At 52.3% G+C, this 23,658-nt stretch carries 26 protein-coding genes; all 26 read left to right on the forward strand.

The features are described from left to right. On the forward strand, window positions 1-561 hold a 561-nt coding region (locus ACI3UA_RS01470; protein WP_439723062.1), incomplete at its 5' end, for a nitroreductase family protein. A gap of 205 nt (window positions 562-766) precedes the next feature. Beyond that, a complete protein-coding gene (locus tag ACI3UA_RS01475) occupies window positions 767-1,327 on the forward strand; it encodes a DJ-1/PfpI family protein (RefSeq protein WP_439723063.1) in 561 nt (186 codons plus the stop codon). A 146-nt stretch (window positions 1,328-1,473) separates the two neighbouring features. Then, complete coding sequence (locus tag ACI3UA_RS01480; RefSeq protein WP_439723064.1) at window positions 1,474-2,232, forward strand: hypothetical protein; 759 nt, start codon at window positions 1,474-1,476, stop codon at window positions 2,230-2,232. A 151-nt stretch (window positions 2,233-2,383) separates the two neighbouring features. Continuing rightward, a complete protein-coding gene (locus ACI3UA_RS01485; RefSeq protein ID WP_439723065.1) occupies window positions 2,384-4,453 on the forward strand; it encodes a polyribonucleotide nucleotidyltransferase in 2,070 nt (689 codons plus the stop codon). 152 nt (window positions 4,454-4,605) lie between these two features. Further along, a complete protein-coding gene (locus tag ACI3UA_RS01490; RefSeq protein WP_439723066.1) occupies window positions 4,606-5,934 on the forward strand; it encodes a DUF6198 family protein in 1,329 nt (442 codons plus the stop codon). 14 nt (window positions 5,935-5,948) lie between these two features. Then, window positions 5,949-6,371: an RrF2 family transcriptional regulator gene (locus ACI3UA_RS01495; protein ID WP_439723067.1), complete on the forward strand. Its 423-nt coding sequence runs from the start codon at window positions 5,949-5,951 to the stop codon at window positions 6,369-6,371. 108 nt (window positions 6,372-6,479) lie between these two features. Further along, entirely contained in the window at window positions 6,480-7,559 is a 1,080-nt protein-coding gene (locus tag ACI3UA_RS01500; RefSeq protein WP_439723068.1) for a RodZ domain-containing protein, read from the forward strand. A gap of 25 nt (window positions 7,560-7,584) precedes the next feature. After that, entirely contained in the window at window positions 7,585-9,534 is a 1,950-nt protein-coding gene (locus ACI3UA_RS01505) for a YgiQ family radical SAM protein (RefSeq protein ID WP_439723069.1), read from the forward strand. Next, window positions 9,535-9,987, forward strand: coding sequence for a transcriptional regulator NrdR (gene nrdR, locus ACI3UA_RS01510; RefSeq protein WP_439723070.1), 453 nt, complete (start codon window positions 9,535-9,537; stop codon window positions 9,985-9,987). A gap of 30 nt (window positions 9,988-10,017) precedes the next feature. After that, the gene (locus ACI3UA_RS01515; RefSeq protein WP_439723087.1) at window positions 10,018-11,709 is read left to right on the forward strand and encodes a radical SAM protein; all 1,692 of its coding nucleotides are present in this window, start codon (window positions 10,018-10,020) and stop codon (window positions 11,707-11,709) included. An 11-nt stretch (window positions 11,710-11,720) separates the two neighbouring features. Beyond that, window positions 11,721-12,542, forward strand: coding sequence for a peptidoglycan editing factor PgeF (gene pgeF, locus ACI3UA_RS01520; RefSeq protein WP_439723071.1), 822 nt, complete (start codon window positions 11,721-11,723; stop codon window positions 12,540-12,542). 36 nt (window positions 12,543-12,578) lie between these two features. Further along, complete coding sequence (locus ACI3UA_RS01525) at window positions 12,579-13,268, forward strand: YggS family pyridoxal phosphate-dependent enzyme (protein ID WP_439723072.1); 690 nt, start codon at window positions 12,579-12,581, stop codon at window positions 13,266-13,268. 29 nt (window positions 13,269-13,297) lie between these two features. After that, on the forward strand, window positions 13,298-13,861 hold the full coding sequence (locus ACI3UA_RS01530; protein ID WP_439723073.1) for a cell division protein SepF: 564 nt from the start codon (window positions 13,298-13,300) through the stop codon (window positions 13,859-13,861). Beyond that, window positions 13,861-14,667 (forward strand): pyrroline-5-carboxylate reductase, encoded by an 807-nt coding sequence (proC, locus tag ACI3UA_RS01535; RefSeq protein ID WP_439723074.1) that lies wholly within the window; start codon window positions 13,861-13,863, stop codon window positions 14,665-14,667. The genes ACI3UA_RS01530 and proC overlap by 1 nt, the downstream gene beginning before the upstream one ends. A 44-nt stretch (window positions 14,668-14,711) precedes the next feature. Then, window positions 14,712-15,506: an RNA-binding protein gene (locus ACI3UA_RS01540; RefSeq protein WP_439723075.1), complete on the forward strand. Its 795-nt coding sequence runs from the start codon at window positions 14,712-14,714 to the stop codon at window positions 15,504-15,506. Between the two features lie 62 nt (window positions 15,507-15,568). Then, complete coding sequence (locus tag ACI3UA_RS01545; RefSeq protein ID WP_439723076.1) at window positions 15,569-16,288, forward strand: DivIVA domain-containing protein; 720 nt, start codon at window positions 15,569-15,571, stop codon at window positions 16,286-16,288. 29 nt (window positions 16,289-16,317) lie between these two features. Next, window positions 16,318-16,767 carry a signal peptidase II gene (gene lspA / locus ACI3UA_RS01550; protein WP_439723077.1) on the forward strand — a complete coding sequence of 150 codons (450 nt, stop codon included), beginning with the start codon at window positions 16,318-16,320 and terminating at the stop codon, window positions 16,765-16,767. Next, the gene (locus ACI3UA_RS01555; RefSeq protein ID WP_439723078.1) at window positions 16,745-17,665 is read left to right on the forward strand and encodes an RluA family pseudouridine synthase; all 921 of its coding nucleotides are present in this window, start codon (window positions 16,745-16,747) and stop codon (window positions 17,663-17,665) included. Before lspA ends, ACI3UA_RS01555 begins: the two co-directional genes overlap by 23 nt. Before the next feature lie 12 nt (window positions 17,666-17,677). Beyond that, the gene (gene pyrR / locus ACI3UA_RS01560; RefSeq protein WP_439723079.1) at window positions 17,678-18,232 is read left to right on the forward strand and encodes a bifunctional pyr operon transcriptional regulator/uracil phosphoribosyltransferase PyrR; all 555 of its coding nucleotides are present in this window, start codon (window positions 17,678-17,680) and stop codon (window positions 18,230-18,232) included. An 85-nt stretch (window positions 18,233-18,317) separates the two neighbouring features. After that, the gene (locus ACI3UA_RS01565) at window positions 18,318-19,280 is read left to right on the forward strand and encodes a D-2-hydroxyacid dehydrogenase (protein WP_439723080.1); all 963 of its coding nucleotides are present in this window, start codon (window positions 18,318-18,320) and stop codon (window positions 19,278-19,280) included. 46 nt (window positions 19,281-19,326) lie between these two features. Further along, window positions 19,327-19,998, forward strand: a complete 672-nt coding sequence (locus tag ACI3UA_RS01570; protein WP_439723081.1) for a metal-dependent hydrolase — start codon at window positions 19,327-19,329, stop codon at window positions 19,996-19,998. Then, entirely contained in the window at window positions 19,995-21,008 is a 1,014-nt protein-coding gene (gene miaA, locus ACI3UA_RS01575; RefSeq protein WP_439723082.1) for a tRNA (adenosine(37)-N6)-dimethylallyltransferase MiaA, read from the forward strand. Before ACI3UA_RS01570 ends, miaA begins: the two co-directional genes overlap by 4 nt. Window positions 21,009-21,093: 85 nt before the next feature. Continuing rightward, the gene (hfq, locus tag ACI3UA_RS01580) at window positions 21,094-21,345 is read left to right on the forward strand and encodes an RNA chaperone Hfq (RefSeq protein WP_439723088.1); all 252 of its coding nucleotides are present in this window, start codon (window positions 21,094-21,096) and stop codon (window positions 21,343-21,345) included. A gap of 26 nt (window positions 21,346-21,371) precedes the next feature. Further along, window positions 21,372-21,866, forward strand: a complete 495-nt coding sequence (gene dut, locus ACI3UA_RS01585) for a dUTP diphosphatase (protein WP_439723083.1) — start codon at window positions 21,372-21,374, stop codon at window positions 21,864-21,866. Window positions 21,867-21,868: 2 nt separating this feature from the next. Next, window positions 21,869-23,209: a replication-associated recombination protein A gene (locus ACI3UA_RS01590; RefSeq protein ID WP_439723084.1), complete on the forward strand. Its 1,341-nt coding sequence runs from the start codon at window positions 21,869-21,871 to the stop codon at window positions 23,207-23,209. 103 nt (window positions 23,210-23,312) lie between these two features. After that, the gene (locus tag ACI3UA_RS01595; RefSeq protein WP_439723085.1) at window positions 23,313-23,543 is read left to right on the forward strand and encodes a hypothetical protein; all 231 of its coding nucleotides are present in this window, start codon (window positions 23,313-23,315) and stop codon (window positions 23,541-23,543) included. Window positions 23,544-23,658 lie beyond the last annotated feature (115 nt).

Here is a 23,658-nt window from a genome sequence, read left to right on the forward strand (position 1 = left end):
ATTATGGATTATCAGGGAATGCGTACGTATAGAAGATTTTTGCAGGAGCCGGTGCCGGATGAAGTGCTGGGAGAGATGATGGAGAATGTCAGGATTGCCAGCTGTGCGAAAAACGACCAGCCGCTGATTTATACAGTAGTAAAGTCGGTGGAGATGGTAAAGGCAATGCAGCCACTGGTAAAATGGGCCGCGGCACTGCCGAAGGAGCTGGGGACGCCGGTAGAGGGAGAACAGCCGACAGCTTTTGTGGTAATTGCCAAATCGGAAAAGGCCGTGCCGTTAAGCGATATAGATGTGGGAATCGCGGTCAATACCCTGGCGGCTACGGCATGGGAGCACAAGGTGGGCAGCTGCATCATGGCATCCATCAATGCACCAAAAATTCAGGAGCTTTTGGAGGTTCCGGAAGGCTACAAGGTGAGGCTTGTCCTGGCCCTGGGATACCCTTCCCACAAGAGTACGGTTGTGGAGCTGAAGGACAGCCTTGATTATTATCTGGATGCAGAAAGAAATTATTACGTACCTAAGCGCGCCCTTGAGGATATTGTGACATATAAATAAGTAAATGCGTAATTTCGATTGCAAATAATTCTGAATGTGATATAATTATTTCAGGTTTGCAACGCGGTTAATATTGTTTTTGCATGAAGACTTTTCGCTGCGGTTGCATGCTGTGCATATATGGGGTGAGGCCGATAACTTCGGCTGATTAATGTATGTGCAGGCATATGTGAGAATATCAGTGGTAAAAGGGAGGTTTTTCGCAATGAAGAAGGTTTTGATGTTTGCCGGTGATTTTGCAGAGGACTATGAGGTTATGGTTCCGTATCAGGCACTGGAAATGGTGGGGATTCATGTGGATGTGGTTTGTCCGGGCATGAAGGCAGGAGATAAGATAAAGACTGCGATTCATGATTTTGTGGGCGATCAGACTTATTGTGAAAAGCCGGGGCATCTGTTTCAGCTGAATGCCGCTCTTGATGATGTCAAGGGCGAGGACTACGATGGCCTGTACATTACCGGCGGGCGTGCTCCTGAGTATATTCGCCTTGATGCAAAAATTATAGAGCTGACGAAGTATTTCATGGAGAATAACAAGCCTGTAGCCGCTATCTGCCATGGTATACAGGTGCTTACTGCCGCCGATGTTGTCAAGGGCAGGAAGCTGACTGCTTACCCTGCTGTGGGGCCTGATGTCACCATTGCCGGCGGCGAGTTTGTCAACGTGGATGCAGATAAGTCCGTAGTGGACGGCAATCTGGTTACCTCTCCTGCATGGCCGGGCAATATTGCCATCCTGCAGGATTTCATCAAGCTGCTGGGTTGAGGCAGTGCGGCGTGTATGATGCGCTGACTATGATGATACGGTAAAATAAAAATGTCAATAGTACAGGCTCCCTGCGTGGTTTTCTATACGATGGCCGCCGGGGAGCCTTTGTCAATTTTTCAGTGATATGTTGTGAGGTGATATACATGATGAGGCATGTGAAAAAATGGCTGTGGAGTGGCCGATGGGTGGCCTGTGCCCTGCTGTTGGCGGTGGGCTGGCTGGTTGTACTGCCTTCGGATGCGGAAGCAGCTGAAAAACATGCGGCAATAACTGTAAATGCAGGGGATATTGCCGTAGATGCAGGGGACACTGCCCCTACGGCAGAAAACGTCAGCCCGGACGGGATAGTACGTCAGAGGGTCGGCATTGTGCTTTTGGGCAATCCGCGCTACCTGCAGCCGGAATATCTGGATATATTGAACCGTTATTTTATCAGGTGCTATTCCCAGTATCGCTATCCGACAGAATACGGCGCTTCGATGCAGCAGAATTTTGCGGATGCCTATGAAAAGGCCTGTGGGCAGAGAGATATTGCCGGTAGTGATGCCGAGGAAAAAGTCTCCGCCGGCCGGGATAAGAAAGACAGGCAGGGCATCAGTGAACAGGAGCTTCCGGCCCTGATAACAGCTATGGACAAGGAGCAGGTGCTTTTTCTCCGGGTGAATGACATTCTTCTCTCGTCCTGGCGCAGAAGCAGCTGGGACTGGGGCGCGGACGTTTACTGGGAAGCTACGGTGGAGGTGGAGGCCCTGCTTGCTGACCGCAGTGGTGTCCTCCGCCGGGAAAAGGTCATGCGGCGCGCCGGGGAAAAATATACGCCGTCAAGCGCTTTGCAGGAAGCCTATACATATTGCATCCGTTACTTGCAGCAGAAGGAGTTTTTTACGCAGGCAGCAAAATAGTCAGGTGAAGCGGGGAAATGAGGGAAAATATCTCCATCACCCATGGCAGGGAGCAGTAATATCAAGGCACAGGAACTTGTAAATTGCAAAGCGGTATGCTATAATCACAGAGTATGCAATAAATGATTGAGAATTTAGGAGGAAAAACTTGATGGAAAGTTTTGAAATGCAGCTTGGCGGCAGGACATTTACAGTTGAGACCGGCAAGATGGCAAAACAGGCCAATGGCGCCGCTTTGGTTCGCTACGGCGAAACCGTTGTTTTAGTTACTGCTACCGCTTCTGAGGAGCCGCGTGAGGGTGTTGATTTCTTCCCGCTGACCGTTGATTATGAGGAGAAGATGTACGCTGTCGGCAAGATTCCGGGCGGTTTTATAAAGAGAGAGGGACGTCCTGGTGAGTCTGCTATTCTGTGCAGCCGCCTGATTGACCGTCCGATTCGTCCTCTGTTTCCGGAGGGCTATAGAAACGATGTGCAGATTGTAGCTACTGTTCTTTCCGTAGAGCATGATAACGCACCGGAGATTGCGGCCATGATTGGTGCTTCCTGTGCTTTGACTATTTCCGATATTCCTTTCCTGGGGCCTATAGCCGGTGTACGCGTGGGACGCGTGGATGGTGAATTTGTAATCAATCCTACCGTTGAGCAGCGCGAGGCTTCTGACCTGAACCTGACCATTGCCGGTTCCCGTGATGCGGTAATGATGGTTGAGGCCGGTGCTAATGAGCTGCCGGAGGAGGTTATCCTTGAGGCGATTCTCTTCGGCCATGAGGAAATCAAGAGAATCGTTGCCTTCCAGGATGAAATGCAGAAGGCCGTGGGCAAGGAAAAGCGTGAGGTAAAGCTGTTCGCTGTGCCGGAGGAAATGGAGCAGGCAATTCGCGAGTATGCTACCGCCAAGCTGGATGAGGCGGTAAGGAATCCTGACAAGCTGGCCCGTGATGAGCATATTGCCGCTGTAAAGGCAGAGGCTTTGGAGCATTTTCTGGAGATTTATCCTGATGCAGTCAAGGAGATTCCTTATATGCTGCACAAGATTGTCAAGGAAATCGTCCGCCGCATGATTACCAAGGAGAAGATTCGTCCTGACGGGCGCGAGGTTGAGGAAGTTCGCCCTATCAGCTGCGAGGTAGGCCTGCTGCCTAGAACTCACGGCTCCGGGCTCTTCACCCGCGGCCAGACCCAGATACTGACTATTACCACGCTCGGCTCCCTGGGAGATGAGCAGGTGCTGGACGGACTGGGCGTGGAAACCAGCAAGCATTACATCCATCAGTATAATTTCCCTGGCTATTCCGTGGGCGAGGCTCGTCCTGTCCGTGGGCCGGGACGCCGTGAAATCGGTCATGGTGCACTGGCTGAGCGTGCGCTGGTACCGGTTATTCCTTCCACTGAGGAATTCCCGTACACCATCCGCATGGTTTCCGAGGTGCTTGAGTCCAACGGCTCCAGCTCCATGGGTTCCGTCTGCGGCAGCACTCTTTCCCTGATGCATGCAGGCGTGCCAATCAAGCGCCCTGTGTCCGGTGTGGCAATGGGACTTGTCAAGGATGGGGATGATTATACCATTCTGACTGATATTCAGGGCATGGAAGATGCTCTTGGCGATATGGACTTCAAGGTGGCCGGTACTACCGAGGGTGTTACTGCCATTCAGATGGACATCAAGATTAAGGGCATTTCCCGCGAGATTCTTGCTTCAGCTCTGGAGCAGGCAAAGCGCGGCCGTGCATTTATTCTCGGCAAGATGCTGGAGTGCATCAGCGAGCCGAACAAGGAACTGAGCAAGTATGCGCCGCGTGTTACTACCATGCAGATTAAGCCTGATAAGATTCGCGAGGTTATCGGGCCGGGCGGCAAGGTTATCAAGAAGATTATTGACGACTGCGGCGTACAGATTGATATCGATGATGATGGCACAGTACGCATTTCCGCTACCAGCGTAGAGGCATCCGCCGCCGCTGTAGCTGCTATCGAGGAAATTGTTCGCGAGGTTGAGGTAGGACAGGTTTACAAGGGCAAGGTTACCCGCCTGATGGCTTTTGGTGCTTTTGTGGAACTGCTTCCGGGCCGTGAGGGTCTTTGCCATATTTCCCAGCTGGATAAGAAGCGTGTGGAGAAGGTTGAGGATTATGTACAGGTGGGTGACGAGCTGGAGGTCAAGGTTACCGAGATTGACCAGAAGGGTCGTGTAAATGTATCCCACAAGGTTTTGCTCTAAGCTGCCGGAAAGGGTTTTTGCTTTGATTGCGGCTCATCGGAGCCTGGGCAGAACTTTTTACGATTACACGGTATAATGAATATGTTCGAGGCCCGCAAATAGCTGCATAGGTTATGCTATAGTGCGGGCCTCGTGTTTTTGAGGTGACTTTGATGAAAGAGATTAAACAATCGCCGTCAGAATTGGCCAGGCGTTTTTTGGTCTTTGCACTGGGCTTGGTTTTTATGGGCTTTGGTGTGGCATGCTTGATTAAATCATCTTTGGGCGTATCGCCTATTTCCTCACTGCCTTATACATTTGCCTTGATTATTCCTTCTATAACGGTAGGCGGCTGGACAGCTATCATGAATCTGGTTATGATATTTATGCAGCCGGTGCTCAAAAAAGGCCTGGATAAACGAATGCTCATCCTGCAAAGCGGCATGACGGTGGTGTTCGGTTATTTTATTGACCTGTCGCTGGAATGCATGGCGCCTCTGACGCTGGAAAGCTATTATGCCAAGGTGCTGATGCTTCTGGCCGGCTGCAGCATTATGGCCTTTGGTACCTACTTTGACATCATTGCCAGGGTGACGCTGCTGCCGATGGATTCTTTTTTGCAGATAGTGGCTGAAAAGCTGGGAAAACGCTATACAAGTGTCCGTGTTGTTTCCGACCTGTGCATGACCGTGGTGGCGGCTGTTTTGTGCCTTGTCTTTGTGGGAGAGCTGAAAGCTGTTCGTGAGGGCACGCTGGTGACAGCATTTTTGTGCGGTACGGAAATCCGCCTGTTCACTACTTACCTGAAATCACTTACCTATCTGCTGCTGCCGGAAAACCTGATTCAGAAGGAGCGGGAACGCCAGTCGGTGCCGGAGGTGTCTGAACGGCATTTTGTGCTGACCGTATCCCATGAGTATGGCAGCGGCGGGCGGACGATTGCCAAACGCATTGCCCATGAGCTGGATTTGCCTTACTATGATACGGAGATTATCAAGATGGCCGCGGAACGCAGCGATTTTGCCGCTGAATATCTGCACAAGCATGAGGAAAAAATTACCAGCACGGCCCTGTATACGCTTTTTGACTGGTATGCAGGCTCATTTCCTGAAAACGAGGTGCCACTGCCTGAGCAGATATTCCGGCTGGAGGCACAGGTGATTCAGGAGATTGCGGCCAAGGATTCCTGCGTTATAGTCGGGCGTCTGGCCAACTATATCCTGCAGAATCACAAAAACTCCCTGCACATCTTTATCACTGCTGATGAAAATGAGCGCGTCGGGCGCGTTATGCGCAAGGAGGCCATTCCTGTGGAGGAGGCCAGGGAGAAAATCAGGGCTTTTGCCAATGATAGAAAAAACCACTGCCAGCAGTTTTCCGCCATGGAGTGGGGAAACAGCGAGAACTACGATATAACCGTAAAATCCAGCCGCTACGGAGTGGACAGGACAGCAGCTATTCTGATTCAGCTGATAAAGGAGTTTAGATTGATTCAGTTCTAAAAGAGGTGTGATATATGAAGCTATCTCAAAGAGGAAGATATGGCGTATTGGCCCTGCATGATCTGGCAAATGAATACGGGACGGGGCCTGTTGCCCTGAAATCTATTGCTGAACGGCAGGAAATTTCTGAAAACTATCTGGAACAGCTGATGGGGACCCTGCGCAAGGCCGGCTTTGTCAAAAGTATACGGGGGGCGCAGGGCGGCTATATGCTGGCCAAGAGGCCGGAGGAAATCACAATTGGCGAAATAATAGTGGCTATGGAAGGCCCTATAGCCTTTGCGGATTGTATGCTGATGGATGGTGATGAGCCATTTGTCTGCCAGAAGGCTGACGTGTGCAGCCGCCGCGGTGTCTGGGCCAGAATCGGTACAAAAATCAATGAGGTGCTTGATTCCATAACTCTGGCTGAATTAAGTCAAAAACCAGGAAAATAGACCTGTGCAGGGCTATTGTATTGAGAAATTTACATGTTATAATATAGTAGTTAGTTAATTATAATAGCATGGTGTGTGAGTACGTGCTTAAAATTAGGAGGTCGAATTATGGTTGGAGAGATTCTTCGCCGCGAGCGTGAAAAGCAGGGCCTGAGCATTGCTGACGTAGCGAGTGAGACCAGTATTCGAGATGTGTATCTGAAAGCTATTGAAAAAGGCAGTTATGATGAACTTCCCGGTGATGTTTATGCCAAAGGATTTATCAGGAATTATTCCAGATTTTTGCAGATAGATGGTGATTCCCTGCTGGAGCAGTATGACGCGGAGCGCAATATTGTGAAGGTTGTCCAGCCTGCAGATATGCCTGCAGAGAGTGATGGAAAGGGAAGTAAAAAGACGTTTTTTGGCAGAAGGGAAAAAAAGGGGAAGGATACCCCGGTGAACGCCGGGAGCAGTGCCGGCTATACCGGCACAAAGTCGGGAACCAACCTTTTTGCGGCAGGTGATGAGTACCGTCACAGCCTGGAACGTGAGGAAAAGAGCGGCTCAAAGAAGTTTTTGATTTTGCTGGGCGTAATGGCGGTTTTTCTCGGCGGTGTGTATGTTGCCTTTATGGATGAAGGAACTGACCCTGCTGCCGTTAGCAAGCCTGCTGTAAAGCAGGAGGAAACCATGAAACGGGAAGCTGTGGCTCCGGTGAAGTACGATGGTGTGGAGATTACTGCAAAAATGCTGGAGAACTGCTGGATTTCCGTAAAGGTTGACGGTCAGGCCGCCTTTGAGGGCACTGTCGAAAAGGGCAAGGATATGTCATGGAAGGGCAAGGAGCGCGTGGAGATACGGGCTGGCAATGCCGGTGGCATACAGATAACATTTAACGGTCAGGATGTAGGTACGCTGGGAGAACTCGGCCAGATTGCCGACCGTGAATTTGTCAAAGCGGACGAAGGCAAGGCCGATGCCGGCAGCAACAGTAGCGGCAATGCCGATGCTTCTGCGCCTCGTCAGACTGCAGGCGGTGAATCGGCTGTCTATGCGGAGGAACAGGGCTCTCAGGAGAGCTACAGGGAACCGGTACAGGCCGAGGCTCCGGTGGAAGCCGGGGCACAGCAGGAACAGCAGGCCGATTCGGCCGCTCCTGCAGTATCGGCGGCTGAATCAGGACAGCCAGCTGCGCCGCAGGGATGATATCAGCCCGTAGCAAGGAGTTTGTATGAGTTTTCTGCCTGTAACAAGGAAAGATATGGAGGAGCGTGGCTGGGAAGAGCTGGACTTTATCTTTGTGTCCGGGGATGCCTATGTGGATCATCCCAGCTTCGGGCCGGCTATTTTGTGTCGCCTGCTGGAAAGGCATGGCTACAGGGTGGGCATCATTCCCCAGCCTGATTGGCACGGTATGAGTGATTTCGCCAGCCTGGGCAAGCCCAGGCTGGGTTTTCTTGTGTCCAGCGGCAACCTTGATTCCCAGCTCAGCCACTATACCGCCGCAAAACGCCTGCGGCACGATGATTCCTATTCTCCGGGGGGAAAGCCGGGACGCAGGCCGGAAAGGGCTGTCAGTGTGTATACCCGGAAACTGCGCGAGTGCTGGGGCAGTGAAGTACCGATTATCATCGGCGGCATTGAGGCCAGTCTCAGGCGTTTTGCCCACTATGATTATTGGTCAGATGAGGTGCGTCCGTCCATTTTGGCAGATTGCGACGCAGATTTGCTGGTTTACGGCATGGGGGAACGCCAGCTGATAGAGATTGCCGCCCAGCTTCATCAGGGCGTAGAAATTCAGAATATTCAGGATGTGCAGGGGACCTGTTTTCGGGTGCCCAATTTTGACTATATATGGGACTATGAAGCACTGCCGTCACTTGCAGAGGTCAGGAAAAGCAAGGAAGCCTTTGCGGAGGCCTTTCGGACGGAATATCTGGAGCAGGATGCTTTTCGCGGAAAAAAGCTGGCCCAGCAGAACGGCAGATGGTGCATAGTGCAGAACCCTCCTGCCATGCCTCTTTCTACGGAGGAAATGGACGAGATTTACGATTTGCCCTATATGCGCACATGGCACCCGATGTATGATAAGGAGGGTGGCGTGCCTGCCATCAGGGAGGTAAAGTTCAGCATTACGGCTCAGCGCGGCTGTTTTGGCGGCTGCAGCTTCTGTGCCATCATCTCCCATCAGGGAAGGATTATTCAGGCCCGAAGTGACGCATCCATTCTGCGGGAAGCGGAAATAATGGTAAAACAGCCTGACTTTAAGGGGTATATTCACGATGTGGGCGGCCCCACGGCCAATTTTCATCGTACCGCCTGTGACATACAGCTGAAGCGCGGCACCTGCCACGGCAGGCAGTGCCTGTCGCCGGAGGTGTGCAAAAACCTGGTTGCCGACCATAGCGGCTATCTCGGGCTCCTGCGGAAGCTGCGCCGCCTGCCGGGGGTGAAGAAGGTGTTTATCCGCTCCGGCATCCGCTTTGATTATCTCATGCTGGCCAAGGATGATTTTTTGCGTGAGCTTTGCGAGCATCATATCAGCGGGCAGCTGAAAATTGCCCCGGAGCATATTTCTGACAGGGTAACCCGCCTGATGGGAAAGTCCGGTAGTCAGGTGTATCGCCGTTTTGTAGAAAGATTTGAGCGGATGAACAGGCAGCTGGGCAAAAAACAGTATCTTGTGCCGTATTTTATGTCCAGCCATCCCGGCAGCCATCTGGAGGATGCCATCGAACTGGCGGAATTTATCAGGGAAATGGGCTATCATCCGGAGCAGGTGCAGGATTTTATCCCGACACCGGGCACCCTGTCAACCTGCATGTGGTACACGGGGCTTAATCCCCTGACAGGCCGGCAGGTGTACTCTGCCAAGGCTCCGGAGGAAAAGGCTATGCAGCGTGCCCTGATGCAGTTCTGGCTGCCGAAGAATTATGAACTGGTGCATAAGGCGCTGGAAAAGGCCGGCCGCCGCGATTTAATCGGCTACGGGCCAAAATGCCTGATACGTCCGATGAAGAAAAATGCCGGGCCGGACAGGAAGGATACCGGGCTGGAAAAGCAGGGGGGCGGACCGGGCAGGCAAAAGGCCCGCCTGCAGCATAAAGCTAAAAATACGGGAACAGATAATAGCTGCCGTGGCAGCAAAAATAATAGAAACAGGAAAAAGTTGGTGAAGTAGATGCGTTGTCCATATTGTTTTACTCCGGATTGTCGTGTTATTGATTCAAGAGCTGTAGATGGAGGGCATACCATAAGGCGTCGCAGGGGCTGCCAGAATTGTGGACGGCGTTTTACAACCTTTGAAACCGTGGAACAGCTTCCTCTCATGGTGGTCAAGCATGATGGCACCCGTCAGGTTTTTGACAGGAACAAGCTGTTGAACGGCCTGATACGCTCCTGTGATAAGCGCGACAAATCACTGGAAAGCGTCATGGCGCTGGCTCACGACATTGAGCAGAATCTGCGCCGCCACTATGAGCAGGAGGTTCCCTCCAAGGCTATTGGCGAAGAAGCCCTTGCCATGCTGAAAAACTTTGATCAGGTTGCCTATATACGTTTTGCGTCCGTGTACCGCCGTTTTACGGATATTCAGAGCTTCAAGAAGGAACTGGATATTTTGTCGGAACAATAGCTGCGGTTTGATGATAGTGGGGAGTTCTGAATCGTGTGGAAGTTAAAGGAACAGCTGAAGGACCAGCTGTCGCGGGAAACAGGATATTACAGCCATCCGGCAGGCGGCAGGCACCGTTTTGCCCTGGCGTATCCGAATTCCTATTTTGTCGGCATGTCAAATCTCGGCCTGCATATTGTGTACCGTCTTTTGAATGAAAGGCGTGATACAGCCTGCGAGCGCGTTTTCCTGCCGGAAAAAAGGCAGCAGCAGGAATATGAAAAGGCGAGGCAGCCGCTGATGACGCTGGAAAGTCAGACGGGACTGAACAGATTTGATATCATTGGCTTCGTCATTTCCTTTGAGATGGATTATTTTCATATTTTGCGGATGCTGGAGCTGGGCAAAATAGTGCCGCTGGCGGCGGACCGGGGGGAAAGGGATGCGCTGGTGATTGGCGGAGGTCCCTGTGCCACCTTCAATCCTGAGCCTTTGAGCCTTTTCTTTGACGCCTTTGTCATCGGTGAGGGCGAGGCTGTCCTGCCGGCCCTTATGGATGTTTATCACGAGAAAAAAATGGCAGGGGCTGATAGAAAATCCCTGTTGGAAGCCCTGTCCCGCGTTCCAGGGGTATATGTACCCTCCGTACACCGGCTGAAAAATGGTGAGCGTCAGGTCGTCAGGCAGTGGCAGAGGAATCTGGATGCTTTTCCCGGGGAAACTGTCATATACACAGAGGATACGGAGTTCAACCTGCATCTGGTGGAAATTGCCAGAGGCTGCGGACGGCACTGCAGGTTCTGCATGGCGGGATATTGTTTCAGAAAGCCGCGCAATCGCTCATTGAAGGCTATTGAAAAGATGCTGGAAGGGGCAAAGGCATCAGGACGCAGGGTCGGGCTGATGGGAGCGGCGATTTCAGATTATCCTGAGATTGACAGGCTGTGCCGGGAGATTCTGGGTGATGGGCTCAGCATGTCAGTGGCTTCCTTCCGGGCCGATTCCGTCACACAGGAGCTGGTGGATTCACTGGCGGCCAGCGGACTGAAAACCCTGACCATGGCGCCGGAGGCAGGAAGCCGCCGCATGCGTGCCGTGGTGAACAAGGGCATTGAGGAGGAGCATCTGCTGAAGGCCATGGACATGGGCATCAGGGCGGGCATCAGGAATTTCCGCCTGTATATTATGATCGGACTGCCCGGGGAAAGGGAAGAGGATATTCAGGCTATTGTGGATATGGCATGCCGCCTGAAGGATTTTATGGAAGAGCAGGGCGCCACGGGGCGTCTGACGCTCAGCATCAATCCTTTTATTCCCAAGCCGTTTACGCCATTCCAGTGGGAGCCGATGGCGCCCCTGAAATACATTCAGGCCGCGCTGAAACGCATTACCAATGCCCTCAGAAAGCGCCATAATATTGAGGTTATTGCTGAATCGCCGCGTGATGCCTATGTGCAGGGCTTTTTGGCAAGGGGCGGCCGCGAGGCCGGCGAAATCCTGTGGGAAGCGCATAAATCAGGCGGAAGCAGGGCGGTAAAAGCCGTATTGAAGGCACGGGGAAAAAGTCTGGAGGATTTCGTGTCCGTGCCGAGGAACGCGGAGGATGTACTGCCCTGGGATGTGCTTGATATGGGCTTCACCAAGGAATACCTCATCAGGGAATGGCAGGAGGCCGTCAGGGATGAGCCGTCGCATACCGTACAATGCTTTGACGGATGCCGACGCTGCGGCGTGTGCAGATAGGAGTTGTGCAAATGGGATTTGGTTTGTTTAGTACAGTGCTGCCCAACCTGTGGGTTGGCAGATTTGATATATTTCCCGGGGATTTGTTCGTGCATGGTATTTCCACCCGGCATGGCGGTGTCAGCGGCGGCTGTTATGACAGCCTGAATCTGGGGCTCCATGTGGAGGACAGAGCTGAACATGTGCTGGCCAACAGGCGGCTTTTCTGCAAGGCGCTGGGGGTAACTGCTGAAAGCACGGTTACCTGCCAGCAGGTTCATGGTGCTGATATAATGCGGGTCGGTGCAGAGGATATCGGTGCAGGCTTTGCCGATTACAACAAGGCGATTGCCGCTACGGATGCCCTGATTACCAATGAGCGCGGGGTGCCCCTGATGCTTTTCTTTGCTGATTGCACGCCGATTCTTCTGGCTGATCCTGTCAAAAAAGCTGTAGGACTGGCGCACGGCGGCTGGAAGGGAACGGTGCAGTCCATCGCCGCCAGGACGGTGGAAGCTATGCAGAGGGAATTTGGCTGTCAGCCTGCCGATATGCTGGCGGCCATCGGCCCCTCCATAGGGCGCTGCTGTTATCAGGTGGGAGAAGGTGTGGCTGAACGCTTCAAGGAGGCCTTTCCTGATTTTGCGGCTGAAATCCTTGCGGAGAACGATTCAGGTGATATTCACCTTGATTTGCAGCTGTGCAATATAAGACAGCTGGAAAAGGCGGGGCTGAAGCCGGAAAATATTGCTGATGCCCATGTATGCACAGCCTGCAACAGCAGTCAATTTTTTTCTTATCGGGCAGATAATGGCAAAACAGGTCGCATAGCGGCGGTTATTGGTGTAAAATAAGGGTAGGTTGCAGTAGTACATTTAAGGGGTGATTTGATGATTGAGGAAAAACTGCAGGAGGTCAGAAACAATATTGAGGCAGGCAAGGCAAAGCGCAGTGCGGCTTTTGACGGTGATGTCCTGCTGGTGGCAGTTACCAAAAATCATGACATATATGCCATGCGGGAAGCGATTGATGCAGGTGTTACCGACATTGGCGAAAACAGGATACAGGAAGCAAAGGAAAAGTTTGAGACGCTTGACAGGGATGTGACATGGCATCTTATCGGGCATCTGCAGACCAACAAGGCCAAGCAGGCTGTGAAGATTTTTGACCTGATTCATTCCATTGATACGCTGCATCTGGCAGAGGCTGTTGATAAGGCCGCCGCCGCTATCGGCAAGGTTCAGAAGGTGCTGGTGCAGGTGAACCTGGCACAGGAAAGCTCCAAGTCCGGCATATACGAGGATGAGATGATGGAGCTTCTGCACAAGGTGGATGAGATGAAGAATCTCCAGCTTATGGGACTGATGTGTATTGCACCCAATTATGAGGATGTGGAAGAGTGTCGTCCCCTGTTTGCAAAAATGAGAAAAATTTTTGACAGGGTGAAGGAAATCAGCTGGCAGACGGCGAATATTAAATATTTGTCGATGGGTATGACCCATGATTACATTATTGCCGTAGAAGAGGGGGCAAATGTGGTACGTGTCGGTACTGGCATTTTTGGCCCGCGTCAGTATTGATCAGATTTTGAAACAGGGAGGAAAAACCCATGGGTATTGATAAAATTTTTGAAAAGCTCGGCATGTCGCGGCCGGAGGCAGATGAGCCGGAGGAAAATCTGGAGGAAATAAAGGCCGTTCCCAAGAAGCAGGATGAGACGGAGGAAGTACCGCCTGCCACCGGCAGGCAGGCAAAGGCCGAGTATGGCGAAGCAGGTGCGCCCAGGGGCAGCAATGTGGTGAATATTTCCGGCTCAGGAGCCTCGATTCGCGAAAACAGCGGCGGCTCCCTGCACGGTGTCCATAGTTCTTCTGCCCACAATGCAGGCGGCAATATGAAGGTAGTGGTGATTCAGCCACGTTCACTGGATGATTCCCAGCAGATTGCCAACTGCCTGAAGGAAAAGCGTCCGGTGGTCATCAATTTTGAAGGCGTTGATGACCAGCTTTATCGCCGTATCCTTGATTTTGTCAGCGGCACTACCTATGCACTGGATGGCAACGTAAACTCCATCAGTACCAGGGTGTGGCTGTTTTCGCCAAAAAATGTCAATGTATCTGTGAGCAAGCAGACAAATCAGGGTTTTACCGATATGCCGTGGGAGAATAAATGATGAGTAAGAAAATTGGATTTATTGGCGGCGGGGCAATGGCAGAGGCTATTTTGTCCGGCGCCGTCAGCAGGCAGGCCGCAAAGGCTGAGGATATCTTTGTTTCAGATCACAAGGAGCAGAGGTGCCGCTTTTTGCAGGATACCTACGGCGTGCATGCCGCTGTAGGAGCAGAGGAATTTATTGGCGGCGTGGATATTGTGGTACTGGCAATCAAGCCGCAGGCGGCAGGCGGGGCCATGACCGAAATACAGGGAAAGCTGAAGGAGGATGCCGTACTGGTATCCATAGTGGCCGGGCTTACCATTGACAGCATAAGGGAATTTTTTCCTGCACAGAAGATTATCCGTGTCATGCCGAATACGCCGCTGTCAGTAGGCGAGGGAATGTCGGCATATGCCCTCAGCGGCAATACCTGTGCCGACGATGCGGAGGATGTTCGTGCTATTCTGGCGGCCTGTGGAAAGGCTGTAGAGGTAAAGGAGTCCATGCTGGATGCTGTAACAGGTTTGTCCGGCAGTGGCCCGGCCTATGGATTTCTGATGATTGATGCCCTGTCGGACGGCGGTGTTGCAGCGGGATTGCCGAGGTCTGTCGCAACCCTGCTGGCGGCGCAGACCCTTTATGGGGCGGCTAAGATGGTTCTGGAATCAGGCAAGCATCCTGATGTGCTTCGCGACCAGGTGACAAGCCCTGCCGGGACGACTATTGCAGGAGTCCGGGTTATGGAACAGCAGGGGGTGCGCGGGGCATTGATTGATGCGGTACTGGCCGCAACAGAGCGCTCCGCCCAGCTGGGCAGAAAATGATGCAGGGCCGATGATGTGTAGGATGTATAGAGAAAGATTGGTTTATGGCAGGTTCAGAACAAAGAGAAAAGATTATCAGATATTACAGAGGGACTGAGGGTGAAGAGACCGCTGTCAGGCTGACCGATATGGCCGAGCAGGCGCAGAGAAGCCAGAAGTTCCGCCTCAGTGACTTTCTGGATCCCTACGGGCAGGAGATTGCCGAAACCGTGGCCGCCAATTATCCCGGCCTGCGGCTGGATTTTTCCGGTGGCTACACGGGGGCGGAGCGTCAGCGTGCCCTCCTGATTGACAGGGATTTTGGCGGCTCGCCGTCTTTTGAGCTGGCCTATGTAAAGGTCAGCTGGAACGGGCAGTTTGAGCATATAGGGCACCGTGATGTGCTGGGGGCAGTAATGAGCCTGGGCTTTGAGCGGAGCCGCATGGGTGATATCATCATGGGCACGGCCGAGGCAGGTATTGTTACGGATGAGAAGATGGCCGCCTATCTCGTGGAGAACCTCACGCAGATTGGCCACAGCGGCGTATCCTGCCAGCTTTCGGAGCTGTCCCTCATTCCTGCAAGGGAGGAAAAGTATAAGGAGCTGCGGGCCACGGTAGCATCGTTGCGGGTGGATTCCATTGCGGCAGCAGGCTACGGAGTATCCAGAAGCAAGGCCGCTTCCGATATTGCGGCAGACAAGCTGAAGCTGAACTGGCAGCCCGTGAAAAGCGCCTCCCAGAGTGTCAGGGAGGGTGATGTGCTTTCCCTGCGGGGGCGCGGACGGCTGGAGGTGGCCGAGGTACGCGGCCAGACAAAAAAAGGACGCATAGGTGTACTGTTAAAGAGATATTACTGATTACATTGTTGTATTCGTGATATCATCTGCATAAATTATATTGTTTATAGGGAGGCAGTGTTATGCTGACACCGGTAGATATTCATAACAAGGAATTTTCCCGCAGCTTTCGCGGGTTCAATCAGGAAGAGGTAGACGATTTTCTTGATCAGGTTGTCAATGATTATGAGATGCTTTATCGTGACAATCACCAGATGAAGAAGGAAATGGAGCTGTGCAATAAACAGCTGGAGCAGTATCATCAGCTGGAAAAAAATCTGCAGGATACGTTGCTGGTAGCCCAGCGCACTGCAGATGAGGTGGTAAATACTGCCAACATCCGTGGCGAGGAAGTGCGTCAGGCTGCCAAGCAGGCAGGGGAAAACCTGAAGCGTGAGGCGGAGCTGTACGCAGACAAGCTGAAGCAGGATACGGAGCGCGAATGCAAGCGCAGGATTGAGGCGGCGGCCCAGCAGGTGCGCGCGGCTGTAGCTGAGTATGAGCGCATCGTCCGCGAAAGGCGGCAGTTTGTAGCCAAGATGCGCAACCTGATGCAGACGGAGCTGGGGCTTCTGGAGGAAGCCTATGATATCATGCCTGACAGGGTGCAGAATGATGACCATGAGAACAATCTGGCTGACAAGGTGTTTAAGCCTGACTGCGACGATGATACTGCCGGCAAGGATGACAACGGGGCAGGCAGCTCCGCCAATGACAGTACGGCGCAGGCCAGTGCGGCCAGCGTGGCTATTGCAGCCCAGATAGGTGCTGCCGATTCTGCCGCATCAGGCAGCAAGGGATAATTTGATTAATGTTTTGGAGGCTAGGGCAGGTGCCTTTAGGTATAGGAATTTTAGTTTTTATTGTTGATCAGCTGGTAAAGCATCTGGTGGTGTCTACGATGCACCTCGGTCAGTCCTTACCGGTGATTAAAGGAATTTTTCATATTACATACGTACTAAATCCGGGAGCGGCTTTCGGTATGCTGGAGCATCAGCGGTGGATTTTTATTTTTGCGGCTTGCTTTGTGGTGCTTATGACATGCTCGTTTTATAAGCAGATACAGCGGGAAACGCTTTTTATCCGTCTGGGGGCAGGGCTGCTGCTGGGCGGAGCGGCCGGCAACCTGCTGGACAGGATTCAGAGCGGGCTGGTGGTGGATTTTCTGGATTTCAGGATATGGCCTGTGTTCAACATTGCCGATATTGCAATCTGTGCAGGTGCAGGTCTTTTAATCTATGATATTTGGCAAAGGCGGAATGAGGATGAAATTTGCAGCTGACAGGACGGGAGAGCGGCTGGATGTTTTCTTGACCAGAATGCAGCCGGAATTTTCCCGTTCGCATATACAGAAGCTGATTGCCGCCGGTAATGCCGTTGTCAATCAGGCGGTGCGCAGGGGCAACTACAAGCTGAAGGAAGGGGAGCAGGTTGAGCTTTCCGTACCGGAGCCGGAGAATACGGAGCTTTTGCCGGAGGATATTCCGCTGGACATTCTGTACGAGGACAGGGATATCATTGTTATTAACAAGGCCAGGGGGATGGTGGTACATCCTGCCGCCGGTGTGTTTTCAGGTACGCTGGTCAATGCCCTGATGCATCACTGCGGGGATTTGTCAGGCATCAACGGGGAGATACGCCCCGGCATAGTGCACAGGCTGGACAAGGATACCTCCGGCGTGATGGTAGCCGCAAAAAATGATCAGGCGCATCTCAGCCTGGCGAAGCAGATTCAGGAGAAGACTGCCTTTCGTGTGTATCAGGCGGTGGTCTGGGGCAATATCAAGGAAGAATCAGGTATCATCCGCGGCGATATCGGACGCGATGTATCCGACAGAAAAAAGATGGCCATCGTCAGGGAAAACGGCAAGCCTGCCGTAACTCATTTCAGGGTGCTGGAGAGGTTTGGCGAGTATACTCTGACGGAGTGCAGGCTGGAGACGGGACGCACCCATCAGATTCGTGTACACATGAGCTATATCGGCCATCCCGTCGTAGGTGACCCGAAGTATGGCACAGACAGGCATGGCAGGGTAAGGGGGAAGTTTTCCATTAAAGGACAGGCGCTTCATTCCGTCAGCCTGGAGCTTACCCATCCCGCTACAGGGGAAAGGATGCGTTTTGAGGCCCCCCTGCCTCAGGATATGAAGGATTTGTTGGAGAAGATTAGGCGCAGATAAGGAGAGATAGGTATGCCGAGTTTTGTAGATAAGACAGTCCTGATGGACACCCAGGGCATAAATCGTGCGTTGGTGCGCATTGCCCATGAGATTGTTGAGAAGAATAAGGGGATTGATGATATCGTGCTGGTTGGTATCCGTTCCCGCGGCGTACCTCTTTCCGAGCGGATTGCTGATGCCATGGAAAAAATTGAGGGTCAGCGTCCGCCGGTAGGAATACTGGACATAACGCTTTATCGCGATGATTTGTCCACCCTTTCATACCAGCCAATAGTGCGCCCGACCACCATGCCGGTGGATATTGACCGCAAGACAATCGTGCTGGTGGATGATGTTCTCTATACGGGGCGCACCATCCGCGCCGCGCTGGATGCGGTGATGGACATGGGGCGTCCCCATGCCATCCAGCTGGCTGTTTTGGTGGACAGAGGGCATCGTGAGCTGCCTATTCGTGCTGACTATGTAGGCAAGAATGTACCTACCTCATCCAAGGAATCTGTCAGCGTTCTTGTGGCCGAGATAGATGAGGAGGACAAGGTGGTTATCCGGGAAGAAGCTGAAGCGTAAATATGCGGGAAGCATCATAGGGCCGGATATTTGATAAAAAAGGCGCGGTGTTGCGCAGTAGAGCATAGCGGCTGGGGGTTGTCACATGAAAATTGTGGTTTTGGATGGTTATATGATGGGGCATGGTGATGTTTCCTTTGCACCTGTTGAAGCGCTGGGGGAATACACCTATTATGACAGCACGGATTATGCTAATCCGCAGGAGATAATACAACGGATTGGTGATGCCGAGGTGATTCTTGTCAACAAGGTGCCTATAACGGAGGAAATTTTTGCTGCCTGTCCTGATTTGAAATTTATCTGTGAAACAGCAACCGGGTACAACAATATTGACTTGCAGGCGGCAAAGAAGCATGGGGTAACGGTATCCAACGTGCCGACCTACGGTACTGATACGGTGGCCCAGTTTGCCATGGCACTGCTTCTGGAAATCTGCAATGGCGTAGGGCATCATGCCGCCCAGGTGGCCAACGGGCGCTGGAGCCAGTGCAAATATAACTGCTTCTGGGATTTTTCCAACATCGAGCTGGCGGGCAAGACCGTGGGCATTATCGGTGCCGGCAGGATTGGCATGGCCTTTGCCCGTATGGTACAGGCTTTTGGCGCGAATGTTATCGCCGGGCATCCTCGAAAGGCGGGGCAGGACTTTGAATATGGCAAATATCTTTCGCTGGAGGAAGTGTATCAGCGTGCCGATATTATTTCCCTGCACTGTCCGCTGACTGCTGAGACGGAAAAGATGATTAATGCTGATACCATTGCCAAAATGAAGGATGGCGTAATCCTGATTAATACCAGCCGTGGCCAGCTGATCGATGAGCAGGCGTTGCGTGCGGCTCTGGACAGCGGCAAGGTAAGGGCGGCAGGACTGGATGTGGTCAGTGCGGAGCCAATCCTGCCTGACAATCCCCTGCTGGGGGCAAAAAACTGTATTCTGACGCCGCATATGGCCTGGTCGGCTACGGAGGCGCGTCAGCGCCTGATGGATGTGTGCGTTGAGAATGTAAAGGCGTATATGGCAGGAAAACCTGTTAATGTGGTCAGCTGATTTTACGAGATTGGTTGATTGATTTTGTTTGAAAGGATGTGTTTTTATGCTGCTGCTAACCTATTATGGACACTCGGCCTTTGCCCTGAATGATGGCAGGCACAAGCTGTTGTTTGACCCCTTCTTTACAGGCAATCCTGCAGCTACGACTACGGCGGATGTAGTGACCTGTAACTATATTCTGGTTTCCCACGGTCATGCCGACCATCTTGGGGACGCACCTGCCATTGCGGAGCGCACAGGGGCTATGGTAATCGGCACGCCAGAAATTCTGGAAGCCTGCCGGGCGGAAAATGGCCATGGCATGAATATCGGCGGCAGTGCCAGCTTTGATTTTGGCAGCGTGTACATGACACGTGCCATCCATAGCAGCGGCGTACCGGGGCTGCTGTCCTGCGGTTTCGTGGTGAATATAGCCGGCAGGAACGTTTATTTTGCCGGCGACACAGCTCTTTTCAGCGATATGGAGCTGATTGGCCGGAGATTTCAGCTGGATTGTGCCATATTGCCGATTGGCGATAACTATACAATGGGCATTGAGGATGCCGCATATGCTGTTAAGCTGCTGCGGGCGAAGCACGTAATACCGGTGCATTATAATACGTGGCCGGTGATTGAGGCCGATCCGGAGAAATTTAAGGAGCTGGCAGAAGCGGATTCATCTGCTATGGTACATATATTGGCTCCTGGCGATGCGCTGGATATAGATAAGCTATGAGTGGGCCGGATATGGTAAGGGACAGGGTACAGCCAAGGGAAAAACTGCTGGTGCTGCTGGGGCCTACCGCTTCCGGCAAAACGGCGCTTTCTATCAGGCTGGCCCAGGCCCTGGGCACGGAAATTATCTCCGGTGATTCCATGCTTGTCTACAGGGGATTCAATATTGGCACTGCCAAGCCTACATCTGAGGAAATGGCGGGAATACGCCATCACATGATTGATATTCTGCCGCCGGATGCCGGTTTTAACCTGATGGATTTTTTGTCGCAGGTCAAGATGCTCATTACCGAGCTGAATCAGCAGGGAAAAATCCCCATTCTGGCAGGCGGCACCGGGCTGTATATTCAGTCGCTGCTGGAGGGCTATGAGCTGAACCGGCAGAGTGAAGCGCCGGAATATCGCCGCCAGCTGGAAAAGCTGGCTGAGGAAAAGGGCAGGGAATATGTGCATGGCATGCTGGCCAGGGTAAATCCGGAGGCGGCGGCCAGACTGCATGTAAATGATTTTCGCCGCATAATAAGGGCATTGGAAGTATATCACATCGGTGGTGAGAAGATTTCCCAGAAAAAATCCAGACAATTGGTTTATGATTCCTATGTGGCTGGCTTGACATGGCAGCGCTGTAAATTGTATGATAGAATAAATCAACGAGTTGATTTGATGATGTCCCAGGGACTGCAGCAGGAAATCAGGCAGCTGCTGGCGGCGGGAGTGCCACCTGATTCACAGGCGATGAAGGGGATTGGCTACAAGGAGCTGTTGCCCGTTCTGGCTGTGGAGGCATCTGCACAGGCTGTCAGTGATACATCTGGTCTGGTGCAGTCTGCACTGCAGCAGGCAGTGGCTGATATTCAAAAGAACAGCCGCCATTTTGCCAAGCGGCAGCTGACCTGGTATCGGCGCATGCCATATATACATTGGTATCAGCCTGAGCTTTATCCGGATATGAACAGGCTGGCTGACAATGTGCTGTGGGATGTACGGCGCTGGCTGAATGGCCGGGATTGATGATGCCCCGGCGCGGATTTGACGGGGCTTTGTTAGGTGATGAAAAGATTTGAAGATTCGAGTTTTAGGTAGCTAGGAGAGGGAAATTATGACAAAAGCAATTAATTTACAGGATAGTATTTTAAATCAGGTTCGCAAGGAAAATATCAGTGTTATTATTCATCTGGTAAATGGTTTTCAGATTAAAGGCTTTGTGAAGGGATTTGATAATTTTACCGTCATCATGGATTCTCTGGGCAAGCAGCAGCTGGTATACAAGCATGCTATTTCCACTATTACCATGAGCCGTCCTGTAGATAACTTTGAGAAAAAGGCTGAAAGTGCCGAGCATGTATAATGGACAGCGTAAAGGATAAAAATGCCATGAAAAGCAGGCCGGGTGCGAAGGAAGAAGACGCCGGCAGGCGTCAGAGAGGCTTTGAGGTGGTGTCTGCCTATGCAGAAAGCGGTGTGGAATTGCCGCGAAGGAAGACAGGCGCCAGCGCCGGCTATGATATACGTGCCGCGGAGGCCGTGGCACTGCCGCCCGGGCAGGTAACCCTTGTCCCTACCGGGATAAAAGCTTATATGCAGCCTGACGAGTATCTGGGACTGCACGTCCGCTCCGGTTTTTCGATAAAAAACCGGGTAAGCTGCATAAATGGCCAGGGCGTGATTGATGCCGATTACTACAATAACCCTGATAATGAGGGGCACATTATGGTGCCCCTTATTAATCATGGAGAGAATACTGTGGAAATTGCCCGGGGCATGAGGATTGCTCAGGGAATTTTTTATCGCTATCTTACCGTGGATGGTGATGAAGCCGGTCGTGGCACGGGGCGTCAGGGCGGTTTTGGCTCTACAGGGGAGATTTAGGCATGGAGATGGGGTTTGATTTATTTTCGGAGGCGGCCGCTCAGGAGGAAAGCCGCAATCAGGCCAAATATGAGCCGCTGGCCCAGCGGATGCGACCGCGTAATTTTGCCGAGTTTATCGGTCAGGAGGAGGCCATGGGCGAGGGACGGTATCTCAGGCGGATGATTGAGCAGGACATGCTTCCATCCATGATACTTTTTGGCCCGCCAGGTACTGGCAAGACAACCATTGCCATGATGATTGCCGGTATCACAAACAGTAATTTTAAAAGATTGAATGCGGTTTCTGCCGGGATTGGCGATATCCGCCGCATTGTAGACGAGGCGGCTGAACAGAGGAAATTTTATCAAAAGCGGACTATTGTCTTTATTGACGAGATTCATCGTTTTAATAAAAGCCAGCAGGATGTATTGCTTCCCTATGTTGAGGATGGCAGGCTGGTTTTGATTGGCGCCACCACGGAAAATCCTTTTTTTGAGGTAAACCACGCGCTTCTGAGCAGGGTACGCATCGTGCGCCTGTCTGCCCTGTCTGATACGGATATACGCAGGCTGCTGGAACAGGCTCTGCAGGATGCAGAGCGGGGGCTTGGCAGTCGTCAGCTTTCCTGTGACGAGGAGGCTATGACCGCCCTGATTCGCCTGTCGGGCGGAGATGGACGCATGGCCCTGAATCTTCTGGAGCAGGCGGCTTCCATGACAGGGGAAGGCACTGTTATAGATATAGAGCTTTTGGAGAATCTTTTTGGTGAACGGATACAGCATTACGACAAAAAGGGCGATAATCACTACGATACTGTATCCGCATTCATAAAAAGCATGCGCGGCAGTGATCCTGATGCGGCCGTACATTATCTGGCGCGTATGATTGCCGGTGGGGAGGATCCTAATTTTATTGCCCGCCGGGTGGCGATTTGTGCCGCGGAGGATGTAGGCAATGCTGACCCTATGGCGCTGGTGGTGGCCATGGCGGCCGTGCAGGCTGTGCAGTTCGTGGGAATGCCGGAGGGACGTATCCCCCTGGCGGAAGCTGTCACGTATGTGGCGTCGGCGCCCAAGAGCAATGCCGCGTACATGGCTGTCGATGAAGCGCTGTCCGATGTGCGCAGGGCGGATTGCGGGGCCGTGCCCTCCCATCTGCGCGACGCTCATTACAAGGGAGCGTCCAAGCTGGGACATGGCCTTGATTATACTTATCCTCACGATTATCCCGGCAATTTTACAGAACAGCAATATCTGCCTGACAAGCTCAAGAACAAGGTATATTATCATCCTTCTGACAACGGGCGTGAGCATTACATCCGGGAGTATCTGAATAAATGCTGGCCGCAGCGCAGGCGGTAGGGAACAAGGCAGAAGATGGCATGCATGTAGGCAGTAAGGGCATAAATACATGCAGTGACGGCAGTCTGCCGGGGAAAAATAAAATGACAAAGGAGAATTTTCTATGGCGACCATGACAGAATCAGAGCTGCGGGCCGGTGTAATTTTTGGCGATGCCAATACTGCTGAATACGTTTATATGCCGGCCGGTGAGCTGGGAATGGAAAATCCTGTCTGCGTATATGAACAGCCGGAGGGACGGGAGGATGTGAGCATCAGGGAGGCCATGAATATTATCCGTCGCCGCAGCCTGCGCCCTGCCAGCCATCCCCAGCTGGGCAGGAGTTCCTGCTGAACAGCCTGCGGATGGCTGTGTGCTTGTCAGTCTGGGCGGCCGTATTTTCATATCTGGCCATTAAGGTTTAAAATACGCATCTTTGCGTTTTCAAAAGTTGATATAAAGTTGATAT

The sequence above is a fragment of the Anaerovibrio sp. genome, assembly GCF_051866355.1.
In the GTDB taxonomy this organism is placed as follows: Bacteria; Bacillota; Negativicutes; order Selenomonadales; family Selenomonadaceae; genus Anaerovibrio.